The following is a 25,763-nucleotide window of genomic DNA, read 5'->3' as shown; positions in this document are numbered from 1 at the left end:
TACTCTTGCAAGGTTAGCTAAGGGATGGCGCTTTACTTGCCGGGGCCGGAAGCGGGCCGACCAGCAAGGCGTAACGTTGGGATGGATCGCTGTTGGCCAGCGCGAGCGCGAGGCTACCGCTGTGCATGGCGTGTTCGTGGGCCAGCGCTATCGCGGCCAGTGCACCGACAGCGCCGGTGTGGCCGCAGGCTGTGCCGACGCAGGCCAGCGAAGTATTGGCATCCAGGCCGGGTGCTGCGGCCTCGACGCATTGCATCAGGTCCGACATCGGACCCGCGCGGTGATCGGTATCGGCGGCAATATAGGCTGGCTGCCCGCCATCGGCATGCGCCAGGGCTTGCTCGGCCAGTTCGCGCAGCGTTGCATCCTGCTTCGCGTGCAGCGCGAGCAGGCGCAATTCTTCGCCCGCTTCTGCTCGCGCGTGCAGCAGGATGCCTGCCGCGCCTTCCGCCGGCATGCGGCCATTTGGATTGCGCGCACCATACAGCTTGCCGTTGATGGCCAGGTGTTCGATGGCATCGGCATCGATATCGGAGCCGCACGCAAGCAGCAGGTTGAGTGCCGGCGCCTTGGCATCCGCCGCCTGGGCCGACACTGCGCGCAGCGCGGCAAGTGGCGTTGACGGAGCCGGCGGTGCGGAAGTTGCGGAAGCATGCGCCGCCGCAGCGGGCTGGCGGACAAGCAGACGCTCGCGCGGCCAGCCAGCTTCGATGACGGCGTGTTCAAGCCAGCGCGTAGCCAATACCTGGGTGGTGGCCGGCCAGTCCGGCGGCAGGAGAGGAAGCAGTTGCAGCACGCTTTCGCCACCGGATGCTGTGGCGCGCGAAGCGAGGTTGATTGCGATATCGCCGCCCAGCGCCATGGCACGCATGTGCTGCGCCGACGGCGTGCGCGGAGCCGGCTGCAGGGTGGATAGCCATTCTTCCAGCGGCTCCAGGGCTATGTCCGCTACGCGGCCGGCGAGCAGCGGGAAGCCTTGCAAATCGGTGAGCTCAGGATCGAGGTCGAGGCGTGCGTCTCCTTCGGCCATGGCGGCTGCCAGTTCAGCCGGCGAATCGCCGTGCGCCATGCGCAGCGCGGTACCGGCAACGGCGAACTGCATCCATGGTGCGGCAGCATCAGATGTGTTTGCCGCCACTTGCGAAGCCTCGCCGGCTTGCACCGGGGCTGCTGGCGCCTGCGCGCCGCCCGCACCTGCGGCCGCCGCATCCGGCGCGGCATAAGTTTTCCGCGTCACCACGATGCCCACGATAAGCGTCAGCGGCATGACCAGCATAGCCAGCGCCAGGTCGCTCGTGTCGGGCATGCGCGTGGTGGTGCGCCAGTACCAGACGGCCGCAATCCAGCAAAGACCGAACACGCCGACCACCATCAAGCTTCTTTTCATCCAATTCTGCATGCCTGCCTCACACCGCAACTCCTATTTCTTTCTCACGCCGTCCACACGCAACTCCGTATGGCCGAAATCCATCATCTTCCAGCGGCCGCCCCAGGTCAGGCCCAAGCTCTCCGCCACTTCACCAAACAACTGGTAACCGCGCATGGCCCAAGGGTCGCGCTCCGAGATCACCAGCTTGCCGTCGCGCAGGAAAGCGCAGTCGGCGGCCAGGCCGTATTGGTGCCAGCTCTGGAAGGCTTTTGCGTTGGTCACGTTGCTGCCTTGTGCCGCCAGCGCGTCCTGGCGCTCGGGGCTGCGGTAGCCCTCCAGGATGGCCATGTCATAACCATGGCGCTCCTTCATGATGCGGAACGCCTGCAGCAAGCGCTGCGAATATTCCTTATCCAGCAGGGCCCAGTCGCGGCTTGCCGACACCAGGTTAGGGCGCACGACTTCCACTTCCGGCGTCATGAACAACATCGGCGGCAGGGAGGGCGGCGGCACAAGCTGCTCGCCTTGCAGCAGTGCCGATACCTGCTGGTTCGCCTCGCGCACCGGCGCATCAAAGCCGCCCACCATGGTGCGGCTGCTCGCCATCCATGCAACGCCCGCCGGCAGCAGCATGATCACCAGCGCTGCAATCGCGGTCCATTTGTGCTCACGCAGGAAGTTGCCGCCCTGGCGCATGGCCATTGCCGATTCCGACCCCAATGCGCCTGCCTGCTCGCCGCCACGGCGCGCAAAGTTTTGTACGCCGCGCTGGAAACGGCTGCCTACCAACTCCAGGCGGCGCGAGACATAGGCCCGCCCAGCAGGGAACAGGACCATCCAGCTCAGCGCGCAAGCCAGCAGGAAATACAGCACGACGGCGACGACCACCACAATTGACCCCTGGAATCTAAATTACTAATTTGATAACATCGCGGGCGTGTGTCGCCTTAGCAATAAATTATTTGCGGGAAAGTATATCTTGAAGTTCTGATAATCCGCTTTTGCCTGGATTTCAATCGTGCGCACCCCCGTCAAATGCGATTTGCCCTAGAGTGCGCACCTTTTTCCATAGGTAAAGTATATTAATGATAACCTTTGCCAGGAGTAATCCATTGTCATCCAGTAACGAAACCCGGAAACCGGCAGGCCGTCCAAGCCTGCTTACGGCTGAGCAGCAAAATGCTCTAGAGAATCAACCTGCGGCGCCGGCGGCCGCGTTCGAACCACCGGCAGCGGAAGCGCCGCGCCGCAAACATTTGATTGCCGGGGGCGTCAGCGTGCTGGTGATCGGCGTCGCCTTGGCGTTCATGTCCTTCGGCGATAGCGAACCGGCTGCCGCTACGCTGGCTGCTGCACCCGCGCCAGCCCCAGCCCCAGCCCCAGCCCCAGCCCCAGCCCCAGCCCCGGCCGCGCCAGTCGCAGCAGCGGTTGCAGCCAGTGCGCCGGCTGCTGCCGGGGCAGTAGCAGCGGAGACTTTGCCGCCCGCCGACAATTCGCCGCTCGCCGCATTGAATGCGCCCACGCCGCAAGCCGCGGCCATCATTGATGAAGCTCCGCCGCCCGTCGGCCCCAAGCCGAAAGAATCGTTGAAGCAGATGTTGGAGAGCGGTACGCCTGTCGCTGCCAAACCTGCAGCGCCGAAGGCCGCGCGCAAGCCAGTGAAGGAAAAGCCAGCCAAGGAGTCCGAGCCAGACGCCACGCCGCCATCCGCGGAAGAGGAGAATGACCTGCAGCTTCTTGCGGCCCTGGTTGCGCACGCCAAGTACGATACGTCGGTGAACGCCCGCGTCTCCTTGTCGAAGGCGCTCGATCAATGCAAGAAGCAGGGCAAGCAGGACGCAGCCCGCTGCCGTATTCGTGTGTGCGAAGGCCGCTGGAAGAAAAACGAATGCCGCGTATACAGCCGCAGCAAGCTTGAGAAAACTGCGACGGGCGCATGACGCCCGGCGCTGGCTGGCGCTGCCTCGCGCCAGCCGCTTATTGGGCTACTTTACGTTTTTGCCCTTCCAGCCAACCGGCTGGCACTTTCGCAAGCAGGGGATCGTTCTTCTTCAAATTGGTCCAGCTGGCACCGCCATCGGCGGAGTAAACAAGCAGGTTGGGATACTCGTCGGAGCTATCGAGAACACCGGCCAGCCAGATTTGTTTGCTATCCACCACGTAGCTGCTCACCAGCGACGAAAGCCCCTCAGGCAGTTTGACCTTCTTCCATTTCCTACCATCTTGCGAAGTCAAGAGAGTCTGTTCGATGGAACCCGTGATCCACCAGCCACCACGTCTGGACTGCCCCAGCTCCACCAGCAAATCCGGATTGCCAAGCTTGGCGGTAAGGCTTACTTTGCAAGTTCGCGGGTCAATCGAGCGCACGTGATACTGTGACGTCTGGCCGTCGCTTAGGAAGCTCGTGACGAGGGCTAGCACCTTGCCTTGCGATGCGGCCAACTTAATGTTGGCAACTTGGAGCGCCTCGAATGGAGACCTGCCACTTGGGGCGCCAAGGCTCTTGTAGGGCAAGGAGCACTGCGACTGACGATGGCGTATCTTGTAGCCATTGCATGTCGGCGTTATTGCAAGATCGTTGGGGAACAGCACTTTATCGCGCGTATCTGCCCTGAACGGAACGGTGGGCTCGCCAGATACAGGATCGATTGCGGTACTCCCCGCATAGATCCGCCCATCTTCGTCGAGCTGAAGGAGTGGCCACGTATGCCCTCCCGGTAGGACTTTGATTCCCACTTGCGGCTTGCTGAGGATCTGAATGTGATCGACGTCTTCGGCAAAGGCGACTTTGCCCACTTCGTAGTGCAACGTTGGCATTGCACGGCTCTCATCAGCGGGCGCGCTTGGCAGCAATGACACTACCAGGACGGAGATGGAGTTGTTGGCGCTCTTGATCACGCCATCTGAAGGTAAATCGATTTCTCCGTCGTAACCGCATGCCACGGCAGCAATCGCGCGCGAATGCATCCATCGGCTTTTAGGTTTTTCGATCGTTATGCGCGCGTCTTTCATTTGCAGGAAGGGCAGCGGAAATTGAAAGACCTCTGCCAGCACACCCGTTTCCTCAGGCGCAGCGCGTTGGACTAAGCCCTTCAATTCCTCAGGATTGCCACAATGCTGCTGCACCAGATGCAAGAAGTTGTCGGAATCAAGCGACTCTATTCCGAACTGGGGCAGGGCCGCATAAGAGACTGTTTCAACCGCCATCGATTCTGGCGCAATCCTCGCACTCCACCCGAAGGACACCTGGCTTTGCCAGTTCTCTACCCGAATATTCTGCAGCGACGGCAGTTTCGCGAGCTTTTTCCAATGGATCTCATTCGAGTAAATCGGACCAATGCCTGCCTTGCGCAGAACATGGGTGACATCCTGCCCGAGAAAATAGGCACGTTGAGTGTTGATTACGCGTAGCGATTCTCCATCCTGGAACGCCTTCAAATCGTGGAAGGTCTTGTCCGCATGTTCTTCGCCCTCGCCCAGGTAGCCGAACAGGGGCGTCACAGCATAGAAGCCTGCGTATTGCGGATGCTTGGTCGCATTGCTCAAAGAGATGGCGAGTTCCACGTCGCGACCGTTCAAGCGAATCTGCACAGCTTCAATCCTTGCCTCGCCCAGATGTGCGCCGACCGTCAAAGGAACGCCGTTCTCGAAATCGTAAGCAAAGCCCAAGCGGGCGAAACAGCACGCTGACAACATCAGCGCTATCGAAAGCGCGCCATTGAATTTCATCGGATTGTCCGCCTGATACGTGGGACGAACATGCGGAACTCACTCCATCGCTTGGATTCTGAAGCGTTCTTTGGAAGCGGCGATCTGACAACGGTTTTCCAGCCATGCTGGCTCTGACCCAGTTTTACACAAATGAGGTGTGGCCCCGAGCGTGTTCCGGCCAACGAGGGCATTGCGGACAAGGCAAGCAGGGCTGATGCAGTGATTTTCACTAGGAGATTCGCACGAAGGCTCAAATTAATTGCTATTGTTCTGACTCAGCTGCACGGCCGCAGGGCGGATCGGTGTGTGCGGGTTTGATTTCCACTCTGCCGGGAACTTTGCTGTTAGAGATGTGGCAGCCCTCGTTCGACTTACCTTAGAGGCCTGACCTACCAACTGGTGGAATCAGGCTACAAAATAGGTCCCACAGCGCCTTTTCGCTTGAACGCGGTGCCACCTCTTCACTGATTACCTTTGGCCACACTAATGCCGCAGCCGAAAATTTCCGGGTGTTTGTTTCCTCGTAGGAAATTAGTCCGTCAAATCCGTCGGAAATTAAGCTGCTATGATGCTTCCTTAGTTTTGCTTTTAATATTCGGAGCGATTTCTTATCTTTCTCCACTATTGCACTTTTAACGATATCCTTAGAAATCCATTCGGGAACTGAAACGATAACCAAGCCCGGGTAATTACAGTTGCTGCCCGATGCTATCCTCGATTCTATCATCTGGTCAATGCTTGTATTTTGGGAGAGATTGATCCAGGCAACATAAGGACCGCCTGCCGCGCCAGCACTTGCATTTGCAATGAGGAGAAAATAAAGAAATATAAATAGAGGATTTTTCACAGATAATAAAGTAAGGAACGTTGTGTGAAGTTCAAATTGGGCGCGTTATTGGCGGAAGTGCGGAACAAAAGCCTTCCCAAAGAGAGTCGTCGCTTTCGTTCTTTGGCTTCACACGATCAACCGTCTCCCATCCGTTGATTAAGATGGAAAACTTAGGCTTGGGTTTGTCATCGTATATTAAAACTCCATCAAACCCCTTGGTAATTATATTACTGTATCGACGCTGGATCAGCTTTTGTAGTTGCCTGACCGAGCCTTTGTTCGAGTTTATCAGCGCGTCACGAATGAGGTCTTTTGAAATCCATTCCGGAGGTGCCTTGACTAACATGGTCGGGTTATCACAACGATCTTTTGAATCCAAATGATTCTGAACAACTTCGTCTACATGAGAATTGGCGGATAAATTGACCCATATTACGTACGGACCTTCTTGTGACCCAGCTATGGCTGTCGAATATAAGGCAAGAATAAATATTCCAATAATCAAGTTTTTCGTGATTCGCATTCTCAACCCTTATCTCGTCGATCCATTTTCATTGACCTTCTCTTTAATCCCGATGGCGATATTTGATTTGCGGGCGCTTGGTCGCATTGCTCAAAAAGATGGCCAGTTCCACGTCGCGACCGTTCAAGCGAATCTGCACGGCTTCAATCGTTGTCTCGCCCATATGTGCACCGACCGTCAAAGGAACGCCGTTCTCGAAATCGTAGGCCAAGCCGGAGCGGGCAAAGCTTGCGGATACGATGAAGGCCAGCCTGGACCTAAGTCACATTAATACCCGGCCATCATGTCATAATCAAGCGCAAGTAGTTCCGGTATGCGCCGAATGAAAAAAAATCAATCAGCATGTCAAATTGGATCGGCTTAATCGCGTAAGACTTTAACGGTGTTACTTTTTCGGGTTGTACAGCTCACCGGTTACACGCGGTTTGAACTTATAGTTGACAACGACGTCATAATCAGACGAGGGGTCTTCAACCACGAATACACCCGCACTTTCGTCTAGCTTCCATGGAAGCCATCCTTGATCCGCGGGACTATTCCGATCGGTCATTACGTAGCTTACGCTATATGTCTTCGCGTTTTTGCACATAGGAGCCACTTCTTTAAGCACGAGGCAATCAGCTCGACAGTTCGTGATTTGTAGCCTTGCCGGTGCAAGAACGATTTTATAGTCAGTCGGTATCGTGAAGTGACCCGTGTTCTGATACTTGTAGGCGACACTCCCGAGGTTTACAGCGTCTTCAATTATGTTTCCCTTGGCATCAAGCAAGTATGCAACGGGGTGTTTCTCTTTTGCTATCTGTTGGCAGATCGCTGGAGATTCCGCATATGCCATGTTGGTCCCAAACACGGCCATACTAATCATCACAAAAAATTTGTTTACGTTCGTTAGATTCATGCTATTTTTCAATTAATTCTGCCAAGAACGTTTTGTAACGAGACATAACGTCGTCCATTGTCATGATTCGCCTAGTCTTATCTTCTTTACGTGGTTGAGAACCACCCGGTAAACTCACCCAAGTTCCTTTCAGTAATTTTACCGCACGCTCAATTTCCCCGGTCCGGATTAAACTCAAAACGTTCATGGAGCCAGGGCCGTTTTCCCATCTGTTTTCGAACATTGTAACTGCAATGCGATCTTGATTTTGTGGCGAAAATCCGGGCTCTATCCCCCAGATTGGCTTAATGTAGTCTCCATAGGTCTCGAGTTGTATTTGGTATCCGCCAGCTGCACTTCCTGCATTGGGGCCGTCGGGCGCCCAAGGGTGCTTTGAAGTATCCGCAAATACTCTGCTACCATTTTGTGGACGATTCAACATGAAATAACGCTTGGCGTCATTGGATTCTCCATGGCATTCCCATTCCCGCAATATTTTCAAGAACGCCCGCAATCTGAGATTCGGAATCGGATCATACACCTTCCGATAGATTCCGATGACTACAAATTTGGTGGCAAGGGGGAGTCTGCGCGCTTTAGCGTCACTAAGATATCCGTCGTAGGATCGAACATCAATGTGGCCATAATTTTTATCACTCGGCGGCTTAGGCATTGGACCTAAGACTGGTTTCTTGGGATCTGTCCCGCCGTTGTATCTCTTCTTATTTTTCTTTGCTTCCTCTTTCTCCAGTTTTCGGCGCTCGGTCGCAAGCTTCCATTCTGTTACTTCATTTTCGAACGAAGATTTGCGTGCATTATAAGCAGCCAGATCTTTCTCATATTGCTTTACAGCTGCCTCTACTTTCTTCTTATTTGCGGCTTCTATTTCGTCCGGATAACGATAAACGATAACATCACCGGGTAACGACCATCGGGCATCAGGGATGTCTTTGATTACGTTCTTGTAGCCATTTAGCTCGAGCCACGGCCCCGCTGTTTTTGCTGGGATGTCGTCATTAATTCCAGCAACGAGTCCAGCACGCCATAAACCAATTTTTATTGCCGGGTAGCATCGTCCATCGAATTGGCCTGAATCCTTTCCTGTTCTCGGTTGAAATGTCTTTTTCGTCAAACCCGCCACGATTTCTACGGACATCAGTTTGTCTTCTTCGTACATTTTCTTCCATTCCCAACCGGTCTGCTCCTCCATGATTTCGAGCAACTCCTTTACTTTCTTGGGCGCGGCTTGCTCTGGGTCGGAAACCTTGATTTTTGGAGCACTACTTGCTTTTGGAAGGTCTTTGTTGGGAGCCTTAGGCTGCGTATCGCCGCCAAGTGCACTTTCCCTAAAGGCTGGTGTCGTGCAACCTTGTGCATTTGGGCGGAAATCGTCCCAGTTCCAGATTCCAAAAGTGGGGATGTGATTGCGCTTAGCCCAGTCGATCGCGCGCTCTCTCAACGTAGCAGTTGGGTTGCCTTTTGAGTTCCTACATTCCGTAGTTTCTTTGTTCGTTCCTTTGCCACCTGACTCGATCTGCCCCTTACCGGGCGCTGACGCTGCCGAGGGAGCACTTTTGGTAGCTGGCGCAGGCTTGACTTGCGCGACTTCGGCTGGCATTGCCAGGGCGGGTGGCAGTGATGCTATAGCTGGCGCAGTGGGAGCCGCTGGCGCAGGCTCTCCCTCATGACGGTCGGTTGTTACAGGTATTTTGATATGTGGACTCACCCCGCACACGTTCATGTCGGCACATTCGGTAAAGCCCTTGTACTTGGACGAGTAATCACCATTGGATTTACGAACAAGGATTTCCAACGGCTCAAGCGGCTTCAGGCCGGTGATTTCCTGGCCATTTCCCTTAGCGTCTGTCGTGCCTTCATATTCGGTCTTACCTACGATTATTCGATACTTCAACCCGGCAATTGGGTCGCCAGCGAAATCGATGAGCTGCAAGTTGAACGCGATCGTATCGTCGGTTGTAGTTGCTGCAGACTCCGCTGTGAGCGCCTCTGTCGACTCAACGTTGGTTTGCTGTTTGCTTGCTGTAGCAGCCCCATCTGCATTCTTCGCAGGCGAGTGTTCGGGTACTGATTCCGGCTCGGTTGGTGGCGTGGCAGGTGCGGTTGCAGGTGGCGCAGTCGATTCGATCGCCATGTCCAGATCCGCCTGTTCGAGCGAAGAATCAATTGGTGGCGGATCAAGCAAAGATGGAACATTACTCATATGTTGCTATCTTCATCGGTACTGTTTTCATCATGATGCTGTGCAACCGGAATATCATGTTTCACGTCCACAAACACGCGCCACTCGCCTTCGCCTAGATACAAGTCAACCTCTTCTTTCTCTTTCGTAAATATACGTTGTGTGTTCCCGTTTTTGTCTGTAGTCGACGTTGCGATTCGCGCCCCGTCCTTGGCGCGAATGGAATAGGGCACCCGTGCCAACACTGCGCCGGTTTCGTCCAGTCCGATAAGGTTGGTGACATTGATCTTTTGGCTGTAGACGTCCGGTCGGTCGGCAGCAACTGGCAAGCGGGGTAGGTCTGGTTGGCTCTTTGCCCCAGAACCAAGTTCTTTCACGCTTGCCTTGAATTCGATCTTTCCCGGAGCATTGAGGGTGATGTCCCCATTCTCAAGTCGAATAGCCGCCCCTTGGGTGGTCAGGAGAATGTGCTGCTTTGCGGCGACAGCTACTTCGTCGCTTATGCTCGCAAATGTGACTGCCTTGTCTGCCGTAAGGTGGGTTGCGCCATCCTGACTTTGGCTGCTGTACTTGCCGCTTGCCGCGTGGAGGTGCAGGCCGGTTTCCTGGTTCGGCTTTTCCTTGGTGGTCGCCTTGCCAAAGGTGAACAGGCTGATGCCGCCAGCCGACGAATGCAGTAGGTTCGCCTGCGCGGCGAAGTTGATGTCCTGGCTGGCGGTCACGCTGCTGGCGCTCTCGGAAGACAGCAGCGCGTCCGCTGGCGTGGCTGCGATGATGCCCGATGGGCTGTCGACTTGCAGCAGCGGTGCGTCGAAGGCTGGCGCGCCGCCATTGGTGCGCGTGGCGAGGGTGTCCGCGGTGCGTTGCAATCCTTCCGTCACAGGCAGCTTGTCGGCGACATCTTGCTTTGGCAAGTCGGCCTTGTGGGTCTGGGCCTGGTCGGTCAGCGAGACCTGCAGTCGCCTGGCGCTTTCAACCTGGTTTTGCGCCGAGCGGGCATCCAGTACATTGCCGCTGGCGCCGCGCGCGGCGTGGGTAGAGAGCAGCATGCCCTGGCCGGAGCGCAGGGCGAGTGCGTGTTCGGTCTTCAGTTCCGCGCCAAAGCCAACTGCATGCAGGCGCTGGTTGTCGCTTTGGTGGCGCAGGTGGCCGAGGTTCAGTTCCGCCGTGCCATGGTGCGGCCTGGCGTGGCGTTGCAGGGCCACGCGTGACTGGCCGGGAGAGTCGTCGAACACCAGCTGGCTGTAAGCGCCGGTGCCGGCCTGGCTGCTTTGCATGGCCTGGCTTTTCAGGCCGGACAGGGATGCCGGGTGGGCGTGGCCGCCGGCTGCGCCGGGAAACCATACGGGCGCGTTACCGGTAGCTGCGCCGGTGCCTGCGCCAACCTTGTTGTGTTGGGCGTCGGCCTGGCCGTCGCCGTTGTACAGGGCGCCAATGATGACGGGGCGGTCGATGTCGCCTTCGAGGAAGTCGACCAGCACTTCCTGGCCGACGCGCGGCAGGGTGTTGCTGCCCCAGTTGGCGCCTGCGATGGGCGCCAGCGGCGTGGCGACGCGCACCCAGGTGCCGGCGCTGTCGTCGGCCGGGGCACCGGTGTCGCCGGCTTGCATCGTAGGCGCGAGGCGGCTATGGCTGCTGTCGCCGCGTTGCCAGTGGAACTGGACTTTGACGTGGTGATCGCGGTCGGTGTGGATCGGCGCACCGGAGGGACCGACCACGATGGCGGTCTGTTGCCCCTGCACGGTGGGGCGCTTCCACTGCGACGCGCTGCGGTAGGGTAGGGCGGCTTCGATGGCGTCGATGCGGTTGCGGTACAGCGGGCGCTCGGCAATGGCGTCGCCGACCGCATGGCGACTTTCGGCCAGGTCGCCGTCGTTCAGCAATTGCAGCGCGGCCTGGCCAAGCTCGCGCTGGATATTCGAGCGCATTTGCGCGGCCAGGTTGTTGTGCATCAGGTGCAGTACGCGAATGACAATGAAGTCGCCGCTGTCGCCCGTCACCGGTTCGCCCTGCAGGGCAAAGCGTGTCGCGGGCGCCATGGTGCGCACGGTGCCTGCACCGGTCATGTTCTTGCGCGCGACGTCGAGTGCCTGCAGGCGGCGTTCGGCCAGCCTTTGACCATGTTCGCGGCCGCTATAGGCGTAAGCGCCCGGCACGTCGCGTGCGGCAAGCGGTATGCCGCTAACGTCCACGTTGCCTGCATTGGCGGCGCGCTGGTCCAGGGTGCGGTAATCCCAGCTTTGCAGTGCGACTTCGTTGGTGAGCAGGCTGGCTTGCATGCGCCAGCGGTCCATGCTGTCTTCGCGCATCACGGCACCGGCCTGGGTGAACCGCACCGCTGCCTGCGCGTTCGGCTGGAAGGCACCATTGTGGTCGGCGATCACCAGCACGTGGCCGTCGCTGCGATGTTCAAAGTAATAGAACAGGCCTTCTTCAGCCATCAGGCGTTCGGCGAAGGCCCAGTCGCTTTCCTGGTATTGCGTGCACAGACTGCGCTTTGGATAGACTGCGCGGTCGGTCAGTTCGAATCGCCATTCGGGTACCAGCGTGCCTTGGCCTTGCCAGCTTCCCAGCACGGCATCGAGAATGTCGCACACCGACATGTCCTGGAACACGCGGCTGTCGCGGTTTTGCGCGAGGAAGGCAGTCCATGGTTCCAGCCGTACCGCGTAGCGCGCCAGGCCGCCATTGGAGCCGCTCAATTCGATGGCGGTGATATGGCCGTGGAATGGCCGCAGTGCTGCCGGCCCTGCGGCAGTCACCAGTTCCAGCAATGCCGGCTGCCCGAGCAGTGACTTGAGCGGGATGGTGGCGTCGTTGGATAGGGTTGAAATGTCGAAGGAGAACGGTTTGCCGATGGACTCCTCTCCGCGCGCGCATTCGATCAATAGCTGCGCGGCGCCCTGCGGCGTGGTCAGTCGCAGCAGGCGTGTATCTTGAGTGAGGCGGTCCAGCATGAGATTGTATTTTCGATAACCATACGGACTGCCATTACAGCCCAGAAGTTCTTTTGAAGCAAGAAAGATTCAATTGAATCGCTATACTTGCATATTGAAAGTTATCGCTTCAGGCGAGCGGCTTCCGCGTCCATTGCCTCCTCTACGTCGCAGAATTTGCGCTGGCTGGTGAACTTGTTGACCTGCCGGAAGGACAAGGCCGGCGCATCTACCGTCTCCGGATCGTCATTTGCTTTCAGTTCCATGACCGTAAATGTCACGCGCCGATCGTCGGCCCACATGCCATCACGCTGGGCAAAGATCACGCGCAAGCCAGCCTTTGACTTGAAGGCGCGAAATCCGCTCAATGGCGAACAGCAGCGCGCCAAGGAATGGGGCTTTCATGGTGAATCTCCGGTTTATGCGATACGCGAGCGTGCGAAGTCTGCCAGTTCGCGCGGGTAAAAGATGTCGTCGCGGTAGGATGTGTCGTCGATGCCCAGCACAGAGCTGATGGCTGCTGCTTCGAAGGACCAGTAGCCGAAGAATTGGAAGCCCTTGCGGTTGGTGCCGAAGTAGGGTTCGTCCTCGCTCATGTCGTACCAGGCCTGCATGTATTCGGCCATCATGGCGGGGCGCTTTTCCGGAGCCGAGGCGAAAATCGGCAGGGTTTGCGAGTATGGTTTGCCGCGCGTGCATTTCTTCGGCGGCGCTTCACGGCCTGGCACGAAAGGCGCGATCAGGTGCTCCAGCAGCGCGTCGCGACGACGATTGTCATAGTCGAGAATAGGCATGATGCGGGCCAGCTTGTCCTGGTGGCCCAGCAGGATGGCGAAGCACACCAGCGACAAGCCGGTGTGATAGTCATCGTCTTGCAGGTCCAGCCAATGCTTGTAGTAGTCCTCGTCCTCGTCGTCCTCCGACGGCGTAAATGGCGTTAGGAAGCGCGCGTAGCTTTCCCAAAAGCTGAGAGCCAGCGGAAAAAAAGTATTGAGGTCCTCCAGTGCGTGACCCGCGCTGTAGCTGTTGCGCAGGTGATTCACGGATTCCCATGCCAACTGGTGCGCTCCGTCATACTGGTCGGGATCGGCGCAGTCGTAGCAGACCTTGTCGGTGAAGTGCACCAGGTTTTCTTCATAGCTGGCATAGCGCATGCGGCTGGAGCGGCGCCGTTGCTCGAAGTCGGCGGGGGACAGCTTTTTATGTCGCCAGAATTCGGCCAGTTCGTCGATTGTCCGGGGCTGCGGCAGTTGTGCGCTTTCCTCGACGGGCGGTGCCACGTAGGCGGGCATCTTGCCGGCATTGGCCTGGAGCGCGAAGGCGACCATGTCCGCCGGGTAGTAGGGCAGGTGGCGATAGCTCGCGTCGTCGATGCCCAGCACCAGGGTGATGGCGGCGGCCTCCCACGACCAATAGCCGACGAACTGGTAGCCTGACTTGTGCAGGTCATAGTAGTTTTCGCGGCGGCTTGCCTCGTACCATTCGGCGAGGTATTGCGCCATCAGTGCCGGGCGCTCGGAAGGCTGCGCGGCGAAGATCGGGAGCGCTTTCGAATACGGCAGGTTGCGGCGGCAGATGCTGGCAGCAGGATCGCGGCCCTCGACGCAGCAGCTAAGCAAACGCTCGACCAGCGCATCGCGCTTTTCATTGAGGTAGTCGATCAGCGGCACCAGGCGGTGCAGCACATCCTGTTTGCCCAGCAGGATGCCCATGCAAATCATGGTCAGGGCCTGGTGGTACTCCGGGCCGGCGAGCGCAACGTGCGGCCACGAAGTCTCGCGGTCGTTGCTGTCGTTATAAGCCTGGTTGTAATGGGCGTAGGTCTCCCAATATTCGACCGCACGGTCATAAAAGGATTGCAGTTGCGCGATATCGTGCCCGCCGCTGTAGCAGTTCACCAGGAACGCGCTTGCATCCGTCGCCAGGCGCTTGGTCGTGTTCATCAGGTTATACAGGGGGATCGCCGAAATCATCTCCGGCGTTTGCTGCAGGCGTTCCCGCACATGCTCGAACGTCTGGAGCTGGTCGTTGAAATTTTCTTCGTAGCCGTAATACCTAAGCAGGGGATCGCGCAGGGACTGCTGAAAGTCACCTTCTGACAGCGGGGCATGCATGGGTGTTGCTCTTTCTGTAACGGTGCGGACCGCCATTACAGCCTAGAATTTCGTGAACGGCAAGAGTGATTCAATTGAATCGGGGGGAGCGGGCGAAAAAAAGCGGGAAGGGCCCGAAAGCCATTCCCGCTTTGTTGTATTACTTAGACGCTTAGGCGCTCGGCTTAGCCTTGCTTTTCGTCGTCGCCGGCAGTCGCTGGGTATGGGCGGTTGACCCACAGGATCCAGTAGCGGGCCAGGTCGGCACGGCCGTCGGCGCCTTGCACGGTTTCCAGGATCTTGACGGCTTCATCCTTCTTGCCTGCCATCGCGTAGGAGTAGCCCAGGCGCAGCTTGGCGTCATCGGCATTTTTCAGGCCGCCCTTGGCGATACCGTCCTGGATCAGCTGGATGCCTTTGTCATGCTGGCCCATGGTCACGAAAGCGTAGCCCAGGTTTACCAGGCCGGTGCCGTTCTTGGCCTTGCGCGCCGAAGATTCGGAGGCGGCGATGTTCTTCATGTCGTCGGCTGCCTGGCGGTCCAGTTCGGACTTCAGCTTCTTGACCTTGGCGTTCTGGGTCACAGCGCCATTGGCGATGCCGGCGTCCAGCACTGCCTTGCCTTCGATGAACTGGCCTTCCAGCTGGTCGACTTCGGCCAGTTCCAGGTAGTCCTGTTCTTCCATCTTGGTGGTGGCGACCTTCTGCAGGCGGATAATGTCGGCCGAGAAGCGGGTCGAGTAGTTCTCCTTGCCGCGGGTGCGGTACAGCATGTCCGACCAGTAGCGGTCACGCGGATGCCAGCGTACCAGGCCTTCCAGCGCGACCAGGTAGGTGCCCTTGTCTTTCAGGCGGTGCGAAGAGTCGGCCAGCATGTGCAGTTCTTCACGGGTCATCGGCTCTTTGGCCTTGATGCTGTCGTTCAGTTTCTTCAGCAGGTCGGCTTGCACGCCCTTGTAGTCGCCGGACTCGAAGCGGATCGCCATGATCTGGCGCGCCGCTTTCGGGTCGCCGGTCATCTGGCTGTACTTCTGCAGGTTTTCGATGGTCTTAGGGTAGTTCTTCTGTTCCTGGTAGTAGCCAGCCAGGGCCTGGGTGAACTTGGCTTGCTCTTCTTTTTCCAGGCGGCCGGAAGCCAGCACGTACTCCAGCATTTCGATCAGCTTCGGCTTGTCGTTCATGCCCAGGGCAGTGGCCAGGCGCATGCGGTTGATGAAGTACTGTTCGTAAGGGGTCTTGTTCGGCATTGCGTCTGCCTGGTCCAGCAAGGCGGTCACTTCGCCAAATTTCTTGGAATCCAGCAGGGGCCCCAGGACTTTACCGTCCAGGAATTTGACCATATCTTTACGCACTGTCTCTTGTGGAGCGCTGGCGGCAGCCTGTTTGTCTTGCGCGTGGGCGGTCTGGACCAGCGCCGGGACTGCGCCCAGGCCGATGGCTGCCAGCAGCAAGCCGATACGTGCGAAACGATGTTGGGTCATGGTATGTGATCCTTCTTGTGGTTGAGGCAAACGTCTATTCTCCCATAATTTCGTCATGGGACCGGTTTTCTGAAGTAGCCAATTGTAACGATTTCTTATGGCCGGTTGAAAGCCGTGCCGTCGGCTGCAAACAGCATGCAGCGCTCCGGCGGCAGGAATAGCGTGGCAGGCGCGCCGGGCGCCGGCACGGTCGAATCCTGCGCCAGTTTGACCGCCAGCGCCTCCGCCATGCCGGGCAAAGCCGCATAAACAATCGATTGATCGCCAAGGTACTCCACATGGCTGATCGCTACAGCGGCGGCATTGTAAGCCTCTTCCCGCAGTTGCAGGTGTTCCGGACGCACGCCAAGCGTGACGCGGCTGCCGCGCTCGACGTCGCCGGGCAGGGCCGCCACTTCCACAATGGCGCCGCCCGGCACCAGCACCGCCACGTGCGTGGCGCCCAGGGCGATCACTTCAGCCGGAATGAAGTTCATGCGTGGCGCGCCGAGGAAGCCGGCAACGAACAGGTTGGCCGGTTTGTTGTACAGCTCCTGCGGTGTGCCGGCCTGCTCGACCTTGCCGCCGTTGAACACCACGATGCGCTGGCCCAGCGTCATCGCTTCGACCTGGTCGTGCGTCACGTAAATGGTGGTGGTGCCCAGTTCTTTGTGCAGGCGGCCGATCTCCAGGCGCATCTGCACGCGCAGGCCGGCGTCCAGGTTGGACAGCGGTTCGTCGAACAGGAATAGCTGCGGCTTGCGCACGATGGCGCGGCCGATGGCGACGCGCTGGCGCTGGCCGCCCGATAGCTCCTTCGGCCTGCGCTCGAGCAGGTGGTCGATTTGCAGCGTGGCGGCGGTGCGTTCGACTGCGGCGCGCACCACATCGGCCTTGTGCCCGGCCAGCTTCAGGCCGAAAGCCATGTTCTCGTACACCGTCATATGCGGGTATAGCGCATAGGACTGGAACACCATGGCCAGCCCGCGCTGGGCCGGCGGTACGTTGTTGGCGAGCTGGCCGCCGATATGCAGTTCGCCACCGCTGATTTCCTCCAGTCCCGCGATCATGCGCAGCAGCGTCGATTTGCCGCAGCCGGAAGGGCCGACGAATACGGTGAACTCTCCATCCGCGATGTCAAGGTCAATGCCCTGGATCACCGGGGCGTTGTCGCCATAGCGCTTGGCGATATTGCGCAGCGAGACCGACGCCATGAATCAGGCTGCCTCGGGCACGGCTTCGCCACTGCCTTGTTCGCGCGATTCCATCGGGATGAACTGCGACAGGATGGTGACCGGGATGGCGGCCACCAGCACCCATAAGAAGAAGTTCTTGTAGCCCAGCGCGGACTGAATGTCGCCGCTGATCCCACGGAAGAACACAAAGCCCAGCTGCATCACGCCGGTGGAGAAAGCGTAATGCGCAGTAGTGTACTTGCCCGGTGCGACCACCTGCATCATGTACAGGATGAGACCGACGAAGCCGAAGCCGTAGCCGAACATTTCCAGGCTCAACGCGACTCCGATCACTGTCAGGTCGGTCGGCAGCGCGTGCGACAGGTAGTAGAACACCAGGTTTGGCAGATTCACCGCCAGGATCAGGAACAGGATGGCGCGGCGCAGGCTAAGCCACGAAGTGAAATAACCGCCTGCGATGGAGCCGATGATGAAGGCGATAGTGCCGCCGGTACCGTACACCATGCCTACTTGCGCCGTATCCAGCCCCAAACCGCCGGCAGCGCGAGCTTCTCTCAGGAACAGAGGACCGATAGTTGCCACCTGCGCCTCGCCAGCGCGGAACAAAATGATGAACAGGATCGAAATCCAGATGCCAGGCTTGCGGAAGTAGTCGATGATGACTTCGCCCAGCGTGCGTGCAACGGCGGCGGCGTTGTGTTCAGACATGCGCGGGTTAGGGCTGAGGGGCAGGGCCCAGAAGTTGTAGCTGCCCAGCGCGCACATGGTCAGTCCGATGATGCCGAAAATGACCGTCCAGGCGGAGGTGACGCCATACGACTTCTCTAGATAGCCGGCCAGCGTCAGCAAGCCCCCCTGTGCTAGAAGGCGGCCGGCGTTAAAGAATGTGCCGGTCCAACCAGCGTACTGTGCCTGACCTTTCTTCGACAGGCTGGCGATGTACAGGCCGTCGCAGGAAATATCATGTGTGGCGGACGCGATCGACGCCAGGAACAGCACTGCCACGCTGGCACTCAGCCAGAACGGGAATTGCAGTGCCAGCGCCACCAGCCCAAGGCACACGCCGCCGAACAGCTGAAGGCTGACCACTACCAGCTTTTTGCTGGAAGCCAGTTCCAGGAAGGGACTCCACAAGGGTTTGAAGATCCAGGCGCCGCCGAGGAAGGCCAGCCAATGGCTGATCTCAGCGTTGGACATGTTCATGCTCTTCATCATCTGGCCGAAGACGAGGGCAATGGCGAAGTAGGGCAGGCCCTGCGCCAGGTACAGCGTGGGGATCCACTTCAACGGGTTGTGGCGTGCGGCGTCCATCGTGTCTCCTTAAACTTCAAGCAAAGCCGGGAACCGGGCAACGGCCGGTGGCTTCAAGCTCGCCCGACAGCCAGGCGTTGACGGCTTCCAGCGCGGGCGCGGCAAAACCGTAGGTCATCAGGGCCGGGGACTGGATGTCCAGCGCCTGGTAGGGGTTCCACAGGGCCAGGTGCAGGTCCGGCTTCCAGTTGGAACGGGCGTTGTCGCCGTAGCGCAGGCGGGACGTGGAGGCCAGCACGGTGAAGCGGCCATCCTGCGGCAGCGACGACCAGTCGAAGGTGTTGGCGTCGGCGAAGGTGACCAGGTCCACGTCGTACAGCTTGCCCAGCGAGGCGGCTACGGCGGCCGCCGGCACGCCGGCTTCGGATACGCCGTCGCTCACCACGTCCTGCCGCACCACCAGGCGCAGCTTGCTGCCTGGCGCCGGGCGCTGTGGATTGCCGCGGGCGGTCAGTGCACGGCGCCAGCCTTCGGCCATGATCGTGCGGTCGGCGGCATCTTCCTTATAAGAGCGCTGCTGGCAAGGATAGGCTTGCGCCAGGGCGTTGAGGCGCGCCAGGCGTTCTTCGACGGCAGCTGGCGCCAGGGAGCCGTCGGCCAGTGCGGCGGCGATGGCATCCAGGGTTTCGTTCTGTGTTTCGGTGGTGCCGAGTGCCATCACCATGTCGGCGCCGGCCAGCAGGGCGCGCACGGCGGCGTTGCCCACGCCGTAGCGGCCGGCGATGGCGTGCATGTCCATGCCGTCGGTGATGATGATGCCCTTGTAGTTCCATTGCTTGCGCAGGATGCCGTCCAGGATCGCGGGCGACATGGTGGCCGGATTGTCCGGATCGATCGCCGGGTAGACGATATGGGCTGTCATCATGGCCGGCGCCACCGGGGCAGCGGCGCGGAAAGGCGCCAGCTCGAGCACGTCCAGTTCGGGCAGCGTCTTGTCGACGGTCGGCAGGTCGCGGTGCGAGTCGACGTGGGTATCGCCGTGGCCGGGGAAGTGCTTGACGCAGCAGGCCACGCCTTCGGCATGGCTGCCGGCCATCCAGGCCATGGCCAGTTCCACCGCACGTTGCGGCTCGGCGCCGAAGGAGCGCTCGGCGATCACCGGGTTGTCCGGGTTGTTGTTCAGGTCCAGCACCGGTGCGAAGTTCCAGTTGAAGCCGAGCGATTTGGCGGCACGCGCCACGGCGGCGCCGGTTCGATAAGCCAGGTCGGTGTCGTCGGCCGCCCCCAGGCCCATTGCCGCTGGCGGCGCGGGTACCCAGGTCGAACGCACCACGGCGCCGCCTTCCTGGTCGATGGCGATCAGCGCATTGGGGCCCATGGCGTCGCGCAGGTCGGCGGTTAGCTTGGCCAGTTGCACGGAGTCGGTCATATTCCCCCGGAACAGGCACACGCCGCGGATACCGTTGGCGCGGATGAAATCGGCCGTCGCCTGGTCCAGCACCGTGCCGGGGAAACGGATCATGATCAGTTGTCCCGCGATTTTTCGTAGTTCTTGTGTGCTCATTTAACTGCTCCGTCCATGCCGCGCATGAAGTAACGTTGGGTGAAAAGGAATGCCGCCAGTGTCGGCACGATGGTGATGATGGTACCTGCCGCGATGACGCGCGTGCTGCTGCCGAAGGTGCCGCGCAAATACAGCACGCCCACCGATAGCGGGAATTCGTCCGGCTTGCTCATGACGATCGATGGCCAGATGTATTCGTTCCAGGCTTCCACGGCGGTCAGGATGCCGACTGTTGCCAGCCACGGCGCGATCAGCGGCAGCATGATTTTCGTGAAGATGGTCCACTCCGAGGCGCCGTCGACACGCGCGGCATCGACCAGGTCCTGCGGCACTTCTTCTAAAGCCTGTTTCAGCAGGAGGATCGCGACGGCGTTCACCACGTTCGGCAGGATGACGCCGGAATAGGTGTCGACCAGGCCCAACTCGGTCACCGTGATGAAGTTGACCAGGAAGTTCACTTCGGACGGCAGCACCATGGTCGCGACGATCAGGCCGAACACCAGCTTCTTGCCTTTGAAATGCAGGCGCGCCAGCGGATAGGCGGCCATCGAGCACAGCACCAGTTTCCACAGCACGGTGAAGGTGGTGATCAGGATAGAATTTTTCAGGAAAGACCAGATCGGGATCACGCGGAATACTTCGGCGAAGTTTTCCAGCGATGGCTGCTTCGGCCAGAAGGTCGGCGGGTAGGAAAAGATATTGCCTTCCGTCGACAGCGCCGTCACCAGAGTCCACCAGAACGGGAATATGCAGAGCAGCGCGATGGCGGCCAGCAGCAGGTATTGTGCGGTCTTTTTCATCGGTGCTTGGGCTTCAGGTAGCGCAGGCAAAGCAGGGCGATGCCGATGCAGATCAGGGAAACAATGAAGCTAGCGGCCAGCGCGCGCGGCAGCTTCAGGTGCTTCAAGCCCTGGTCGTAGGCGTAGTACAGGGCGGTAAACGTTGAATTCATCGGGCCGCCCTGGGTCAGTACGTCGACCTCCTGGTAGGCCTTTAGCGCGCCCAGTACCGAGAGGATGGTGCAGACCATGATGGTAGGGCGCAGCATGGGCACGGTGATATGCCAGAAGCGCTGCCAGCGCGAGGCGCCGTCGAGGATCGCGGCTTCCTGCATTTCCTGCGGCACCGATTGCAAGGCCGCCAGGTACATCACCATATACCAGCCCAGGCCGCGCCACAGCGTGACGAACATGATCGCGGCCAACGCGAAGGTGTCGTCCTGCAGCCAGCCGATGTTGGTGCCGAGGATGTAGTTCAGCGCTCCCTGTTCGTGGAACATGAAGCCCCACATGATGCCCACCACGGAGACCGTCGTCACCACCGGCACGTAGTACGCGGCGCGGAACAGCTTGATGCCCGGGAGCTGGTTGTTCACCATCACCGCCAGCGCAATGGCGCCCAGTTGCACGCAGGGTACGATCAACAGGAATACCAGTGAGTTCTTCAGGCCCGTGACGAACATCTCGTTGTTGAAGATGTAGCGGAAGTTGTCGAAGCCGACCCAATGCGTCGGCCGCACCAGGGAAAAGTCGGTAAACGCCAGCACCGACCCAAACAGCACCGGCCAGAATGCAAACACCGCAAGCAGCACCAGCGCCGGCGCCAGGAACAGCCACGGGGTCACTGCGCGCTTCATGGCGCGATCCCCCGCAAAGTGGACAATTTGCGATTCCAGATCGCGACGGCGGCGTCGAGTGCTTGCTGGATGTCCTGGCGGCCGGTGACGCCGGCTTCAACGGCTTTCACCAGCGCGCGGCGCAATTCGTCGTAGTCCTCGATGCCGGCCACGTACATGGTGCGCGAGTAGGGCATTGATACCGCGCCGGCAGCGACGGCTTTCTCCGCTGCGCCGGCATTGGCCGGCACTGCCGTGAAGAAGGAATCATTGGCTGCCTGGGCTGCTGCCGGAAACACGCTGGCCTGCCGCGCAAATTCGAGCTGGTTCGCATCGCTGGTCAAAAAGCGCGCAAACCTGCCGATGCCCGGCAAATCCGCTGCGGGCACGCGTGCCGGCACGCCAAAGTGGATCAGCCATCCACCATCGGCAATGCCGGTCGGCCCAAGCGGCGCCGGCGCCACATCGGTCACCGCATACACATCGCGCGCATCGGCCTGGATGCGCTTCAGCGCTGTCGGCGGCGCCAGCAACATGCCCAAGCGCCCGCTCTTGTAAGCCTCCACGGCCGGCGGGAAGTTATCCTCGGCGAACAGGCCGTCTTTCAGCAGGCCGCCGGCGCGATACGTCTCGGCCAGTTTGCGGACAAACGCCACGTGCGCCGGGGAATTGAACACGGCCCGGCCGCCGGACAGCACCGGCAAGCCTTGCTGCAGCATCAGCCCATCGACCTTGGACAGGGCAGGGCACAGGCCCGCCTTTCCGGTGCGTTGGGCGATCTGGCGCGCGAAAGCCAGTTGCTCGTCGAGATTGCGTGGCGCATGGGTAATCCCGGCCGCACTGAAGATCTCGCGGTTGTAGGCGATCACCGCAACGTTGCTGTACATCGGGAAGCCGTAAGTCTTGCCGCCGAAGGAAAGGTCCTGCAAGGCGCTGGGCAGGTAGCGCGAACGTTCGGCGCCGAGCATCGCATCGACCGGCGCCAGCAGCCCGTCGCGGGCGAATTCCTCGGCCCACGGCACGTTCAGGTTGACCAGCGCCGGCGGCTTGCCGGCCACGATGCGCGTCACCAGCTTGGTCTGGATGATGTCCCACGGGAAGTCGACCCATTCCAGCTTGACGCCGGGATTGGCGGCCTCGTAGCGTTTCACCACGTCCTCGAAATAGGGCGTGAAGCGCGGCTTCATGCTGAAGGTCCAGAATTCGATGCGCTGCAGCGGCGCGGCAAGCGTGGCGCCGGCAACGGCCATCAATGCGGCAAGCAGGAGACTGTTCTTCATCGATGGCCGCGCGCGGGAATCTCAGTGGATCAATGGGTTTTGGTGACTTTGTTGAGGTGGCGCGGACGATCCGGGTCCAGGCCGCGCGCCGCGGACAGCTTTGCCGCCATCACATAGAAGGCCTGGATCGCCACGATCGGATCGAGATCGGGCGTTGCCGCCACCGGCAGGGTCAGGTCGCGCGAAGCGACATCCTCCGGCGCCGCCAGCAGCACGCGCGCGCCGCGGCCGCGCATTTCTTCGGCCAGCGCCAGCAAGCCGGCCTGGGTCGGGCCGCGGGTTGCAAAGATCAGCAGGGGATAGCCTTCCTCGATCAGCGCCATCGGGCCGTGCTTGATTTCCGCGCCGGAGAAGGCTTCCGCCTGCAGTGCCGAGGTTTCCTTGAATTTCAGCGAAGCCTCCAGTGCCACCGGGAAGCTGATGCCGCGGCCAACCACCATGATGTTGCGGGCAGGCGCCAGCACTTCAATGGCAGGCGTCCAATCCACGTTGCAGGCTGCGCGCAGCGCATCGGGCAGGGCGGCCAGGCCCTCCAGCAGTTCCGGATCGTTCTGCCAGTGCGCCACCATGCGCGCGCCGGCCACCAGGGAGGTAATGAAGCTCTTGGTGGCGGCCACGCTTTGCTCCTTGCCGGCACGCAGCGGCATCGCCCACTCGGCGCTGTGGGCCAGCGGCGAGTCGGCATCGTTCACCAGCGCCACGGTGGTGGCGCCGCCATCGCGGAAGTAGCGGATCGGTTCGACCACGTCGGGGCTTTGACCGGACTGCGAAACCGACACCACCAGCGTGTCGCGCGTGATCAGCGGCGATTTGTGCAGCGTCACCAGCGACATCGGCAGCGAAGCCACCACGCGACCCAGGCGCGACATGATCAGGTAAGCGATGTAATTGCAGGCGTGGTCCGAGCTGCCGCGTGCCACGGTCAACGCGGAGTTGAACGGAGTGCTCCTCAGTTTGCGGCCCAGTTCCGCGTAGCGGTCGGTGTCGTTCGCCAACTGCTGTTCCACGCAGTCGGCGGCAGACAGGGCTTCTTTAAGCATCATTGAGGTCACAACGTTCTCCTTCGATATAAACGGCTTTCAGTTTCAGGTCCCGGTCCATCACGACCAGGTCGGCATACGCGCCGCGTGCCAGGCGGCCGCGGTCCTGCAGGCCGAGGTAGTCGGCTGCATGGGTGGAAACTCGTTTGGAGGCGTCCGCCAGGTCGAGGCCCAGCCCGACCAGGTTGCGCAGGGCCTGGTCCAGCGTCAGCGTGGAACCGGCCAGGGTGCCGTCGGGCAGGCGCACGCCGCCCATGCACTTATGGACGATGTGGCGGCCCAGCATGTACTCGCCATCCGGCATGCCGGTGGCCGCCGTGGAATCGGTCACGCAGTACAGGCGCGGGATGGCGCGCAGCGCGCCCTTGATCGCACCCGGATGCACGTGCAGCAGATCGGGAATCAGTTCCGCGAATTCGGCGTGCGCCAGGGCGGCGCCGACCATGCCGGGCTCGCGGTGGTGCAGGCCGCTCATCGCGTTGAACAAATGGGTGAAGCCGGTGGCGCCATGATCCAGGGCGGCGACGCCTTCTTCATAGGAACCCAGGGTGTGGCCGATCTGCACCCGAACGCCGTGCTCGGCCAGGTCGCGCACCAGTTCCAGGTGGCCCGAAATCTCCGGCGCCACGGTGATCACGCGCATCGGCGCCAGTTGCTCCAGGCGATGGACTTCTTCAATCGTGGCGGCGCGCGCGAAGTTCGGCTGCGCACCGAGCTTGCCGCTATTGATGTAAGGGCCTTCCAGGTGGGCGCCCAGCACCCGCGCTTCACCCTTGCCGCGCTGGCGCACTGCCTTGCCGATGGCGGCCAGCGCCACGTCGATATCTTCGGGCGGGGCGGTCATGGTGGTGGCCAGCATCGACGTCGTGCCATGGCGCGCATGGATCGCGGCAATCGCATGCACCGCGTCGCCGCCTTCCATCACGTCCTTGCCGGCGCCGCCGTGCACGTGCAGGTCGATGAAGCCGGGCAGGATATAGTCGTCGCCGTTCAGCTTCGGATCGGTGCCGCTGCCCGCGACGTCTTCGATCCGCTCGCCGAAGGAAATCGTTCCGTTCAGCCAACCGGACGGTGTCAGGATATTGCCTTGGATTGCCTGGTTCATCGACGCGACTCCGCTACAAATTCATAATAGTCACTCCGGCAGTAGGAGTGGGTAAGTTCTACCGCTGCGCCGCCCTCCAGGTAGCTCACGCGCGTAATGTGCAGCATGGCGGTACCGGGCGCGATATTGGCCAGGCGCGCTTGCTCGGCATTGGCATTGATGGCGCGGATGTGCTGCAGCGCGCGCATCGGCACATTGCCGGTGGCTTCCAGGTAGCCGTACAGCGAGCCGTTCACCGTGCCCGGATCGGGCATGTACATGGCGGGAATGGTTGAAGTCTCGATCGCCATGACCACGTCGTCGGCGGTACGCAGGCGCTTCAGGCGCGCCACCGGCATGTTCGGCGACAGGCCCAGCGACAGCAATTCCAGCGGCGCCGCCACGCCGATTTCACGCTGCAGCCAGCGCGAGCCGGCGGTAAAGCCGCGCTGGCGCAGCTCCTCCGAAAAACTGGTCAGGCGCGACAGCGGCTGTTCCAGCTTGGGCGTGATGTAAGTGCCGGAACCGCGGCGGCGCGTCAGCATGCCGCGTGCGCACAGCATGTCGATTGCCTTGCGCGCGGTGACCCGCGAGATATTGAGTATTTCCGAAAGCACGCGCTCGGACGGCAGCGCCTCATTGGCGCGCCAGTCGCCGCTCGCTATGCCGTCGGACAGCTTGTTTGCCAACTGCATATACAGAGGGGTGTCGCTGTCGGCGTCGGGCCGGAAATCG

21 protein-coding genes are annotated in these 25,763 nt (G+C 60.2%); 2 read left to right on the top strand and 19 right to left on the bottom strand.

Going from position 1 to position 25,763, the window contains the following annotated elements:
• Nucleotides 1–13: 13 nt before the first annotated feature.
• Both BM269_RS23325 and BM269_RS23320 read right to left on the bottom strand, forming a co-directional pair.
• A complete protein-coding gene (locus tag BM269_RS23325) occupies nucleotides 14–1,387 on the bottom strand; it encodes a hypothetical protein (protein ID WP_139232849.1) in 1,374 nt (457 codons plus the stop codon).
• 33 nt (nucleotides 1,388–1,420) lie between these two features.
• Nucleotides 1,421–2,260 (bottom strand): M15 family metallopeptidase, encoded by an 840-nt coding sequence (locus BM269_RS23320; RefSeq protein WP_229204771.1) that lies wholly within the window; start codon nucleotides 2,258–2,260, stop codon nucleotides 1,421–1,423.
• A 221-nt stretch (nucleotides 2,261–2,481) separates the two neighbouring features.
• Here BM269_RS23320 and BM269_RS29205 point away from each other — a divergent pair, with 221 nt between their 5' ends.
• On the top strand, nucleotides 2,482–3,309 hold the full coding sequence (locus BM269_RS29205; protein WP_139232848.1) for a hypothetical protein: 828 nt from the start codon (nucleotides 2,482–2,484) through the stop codon (nucleotides 3,307–3,309).
• 37 nt (nucleotides 3,310–3,346) lie between these two features.
• Here BM269_RS29205 and BM269_RS23305 read toward each other — a convergent pair whose 3' ends face one another.
• Both BM269_RS23305 and BM269_RS29200 read right to left on the bottom strand, forming a co-directional pair.
• Entirely contained in the window at nucleotides 3,347–5,098 is a 1,752-nt protein-coding gene (locus BM269_RS23305; RefSeq protein WP_090442918.1) for a hypothetical protein, read from the bottom strand.
• A gap of 358 nt (nucleotides 5,099–5,456) precedes the next feature.
• A complete protein-coding gene (locus tag BM269_RS29200) occupies nucleotides 5,457–5,927 on the bottom strand; it encodes a hypothetical protein (RefSeq protein ID WP_139232847.1) in 471 nt (156 codons plus the stop codon).
• A gap of 443 nt (nucleotides 5,928–6,370) precedes the next feature.
• Between BM269_RS29200 and BM269_RS29195 the strand changes: the two genes are divergently transcribed.
• The gene (locus tag BM269_RS29195; RefSeq protein WP_139232846.1) at nucleotides 6,371–6,703 is read left to right on the top strand and encodes a hypothetical protein; all 333 of its coding nucleotides are present in this window, start codon (nucleotides 6,371–6,373) and stop codon (nucleotides 6,701–6,703) included.
• A gap of 114 nt (nucleotides 6,704–6,817) precedes the next feature.
• On the opposite strand, the gene BM269_RS23300 is transcribed toward BM269_RS29195, so the two are convergent.
• The 15 genes from BM269_RS23300 to BM269_RS23235 all read right to left on the bottom strand — a co-directional run bounded on the left by BM269_RS23300 (nucleotide 6,818) and on the right by BM269_RS23235 (nucleotide 25,723).
• Nucleotides 6,818–7,330 (bottom strand): hypothetical protein, encoded by a 513-nt coding sequence (locus BM269_RS23300; protein WP_090442915.1) that lies wholly within the window; start codon nucleotides 7,328–7,330, stop codon nucleotides 6,818–6,820.
• Nucleotide 7,331: 1 nt separating this feature from the next.
• Nucleotides 7,332–9,530 carry a lysozyme family protein gene (locus BM269_RS29190; protein ID WP_139232845.1) on the bottom strand — a complete coding sequence of 733 codons (2,199 nt, stop codon included), beginning with the start codon at nucleotides 9,528–9,530 and terminating at the stop codon, nucleotides 7,332–7,334.
• On the bottom strand, nucleotides 9,527–12,466 hold the full coding sequence (locus BM269_RS23295; RefSeq protein WP_090442912.1) for a type VI secretion system Vgr family protein: 2,940 nt from the start codon (nucleotides 12,464–12,466) through the stop codon (nucleotides 9,527–9,529). The genes BM269_RS29190 and BM269_RS23295 overlap by 4 nt, the downstream gene beginning before the upstream one ends.
• A 101-nt stretch (nucleotides 12,467–12,567) precedes the next feature.
• Nucleotides 12,568–12,813, bottom strand: coding sequence for a hypothetical protein (locus tag BM269_RS23290; protein WP_090442907.1), 246 nt, complete (start codon nucleotides 12,811–12,813; stop codon nucleotides 12,568–12,570).
• A gap of 51 nt (nucleotides 12,814–12,864) precedes the next feature.
• Nucleotides 12,865–14,559 (bottom strand): PoNe immunity protein domain-containing protein, encoded by a 1,695-nt coding sequence (locus tag BM269_RS23285; RefSeq protein ID WP_170860463.1) that lies wholly within the window; start codon nucleotides 14,557–14,559, stop codon nucleotides 12,865–12,867.
• A 164-nt stretch (nucleotides 14,560–14,723) separates the two neighbouring features.
• Nucleotides 14,724–16,019: a tetratricopeptide repeat protein gene (locus tag BM269_RS23280; RefSeq protein WP_090442901.1), complete on the bottom strand. Its 1,296-nt coding sequence runs from the start codon at nucleotides 16,017–16,019 to the stop codon at nucleotides 14,724–14,726.
• A 95-nt stretch (nucleotides 16,020–16,114) separates the two neighbouring features.
• The gene (locus BM269_RS23275; RefSeq protein WP_090442899.1) at nucleotides 16,115–17,212 is read right to left on the bottom strand and encodes an ABC transporter ATP-binding protein; all 1,098 of its coding nucleotides are present in this window, start codon (nucleotides 17,210–17,212) and stop codon (nucleotides 16,115–16,117) included.
• A gap of 3 nt (nucleotides 17,213–17,215) precedes the next feature.
• Nucleotides 17,216–18,505, bottom strand: a complete 1,290-nt coding sequence (locus tag BM269_RS23270) for an MFS transporter (RefSeq protein WP_090442896.1) — start codon at nucleotides 18,503–18,505, stop codon at nucleotides 17,216–17,218.
• Nucleotides 18,506–18,521: 16 nt separating this feature from the next.
• Nucleotides 18,522–20,009: a glycoside hydrolase family 3 N-terminal domain-containing protein gene (locus tag BM269_RS23265; RefSeq protein ID WP_090442893.1), complete on the bottom strand. Its 1,488-nt coding sequence runs from the start codon at nucleotides 20,007–20,009 to the stop codon at nucleotides 18,522–18,524.
• The gene (locus tag BM269_RS23260; RefSeq protein ID WP_090442891.1) at nucleotides 20,006–20,809 is read right to left on the bottom strand and encodes a carbohydrate ABC transporter permease; all 804 of its coding nucleotides are present in this window, start codon (nucleotides 20,807–20,809) and stop codon (nucleotides 20,006–20,008) included. Before BM269_RS23260 ends, BM269_RS23265 begins: the two co-directional genes overlap by 4 nt.
• Complete coding sequence (locus BM269_RS23255; protein ID WP_090442888.1) at nucleotides 20,806–21,645, bottom strand: carbohydrate ABC transporter permease; 840 nt, start codon at nucleotides 21,643–21,645, stop codon at nucleotides 20,806–20,808. The genes BM269_RS23260 and BM269_RS23255 overlap by 4 nt, the downstream gene beginning before the upstream one ends.
• Entirely contained in the window at nucleotides 21,642–22,904 is a 1,263-nt protein-coding gene (locus tag BM269_RS23250) for an ABC transporter substrate-binding protein (RefSeq protein ID WP_090442885.1), read from the bottom strand. The genes BM269_RS23255 and BM269_RS23250 overlap by 4 nt, the downstream gene beginning before the upstream one ends.
• A 29-nt stretch (nucleotides 22,905–22,933) precedes the next feature.
• Nucleotides 22,934–23,947, bottom strand: coding sequence for an SIS domain-containing protein (locus BM269_RS23245; protein ID WP_090442883.1), 1,014 nt, complete (start codon nucleotides 23,945–23,947; stop codon nucleotides 22,934–22,936).
• Nucleotides 23,937–25,049: an N-acetylglucosamine-6-phosphate deacetylase gene (gene nagA, locus BM269_RS23240; protein ID WP_090442878.1), complete on the bottom strand. Its 1,113-nt coding sequence runs from the start codon at nucleotides 25,047–25,049 to the stop codon at nucleotides 23,937–23,939. The genes BM269_RS23245 and nagA overlap by 11 nt, the downstream gene beginning before the upstream one ends.
• On the bottom strand, nucleotides 25,046–25,723 hold the full coding sequence (locus BM269_RS23235) for a GntR family transcriptional regulator (protein WP_090443172.1): 678 nt from the start codon (nucleotides 25,721–25,723) through the stop codon (nucleotides 25,046–25,048). Before BM269_RS23235 ends, nagA begins: the two co-directional genes overlap by 4 nt.
• Nucleotides 25,724–25,763 lie beyond the last annotated feature (40 nt).

It is taken from the genome of Duganella sp. CF458 (assembly GCF_900113115.1).
Taxonomy (GTDB): domain Bacteria; phylum Pseudomonadota; class Gammaproteobacteria; order Burkholderiales; family Burkholderiaceae_D; genus Rugamonas.
This window is presented reverse-complemented; position numbering and strand designations above follow the sequence as displayed.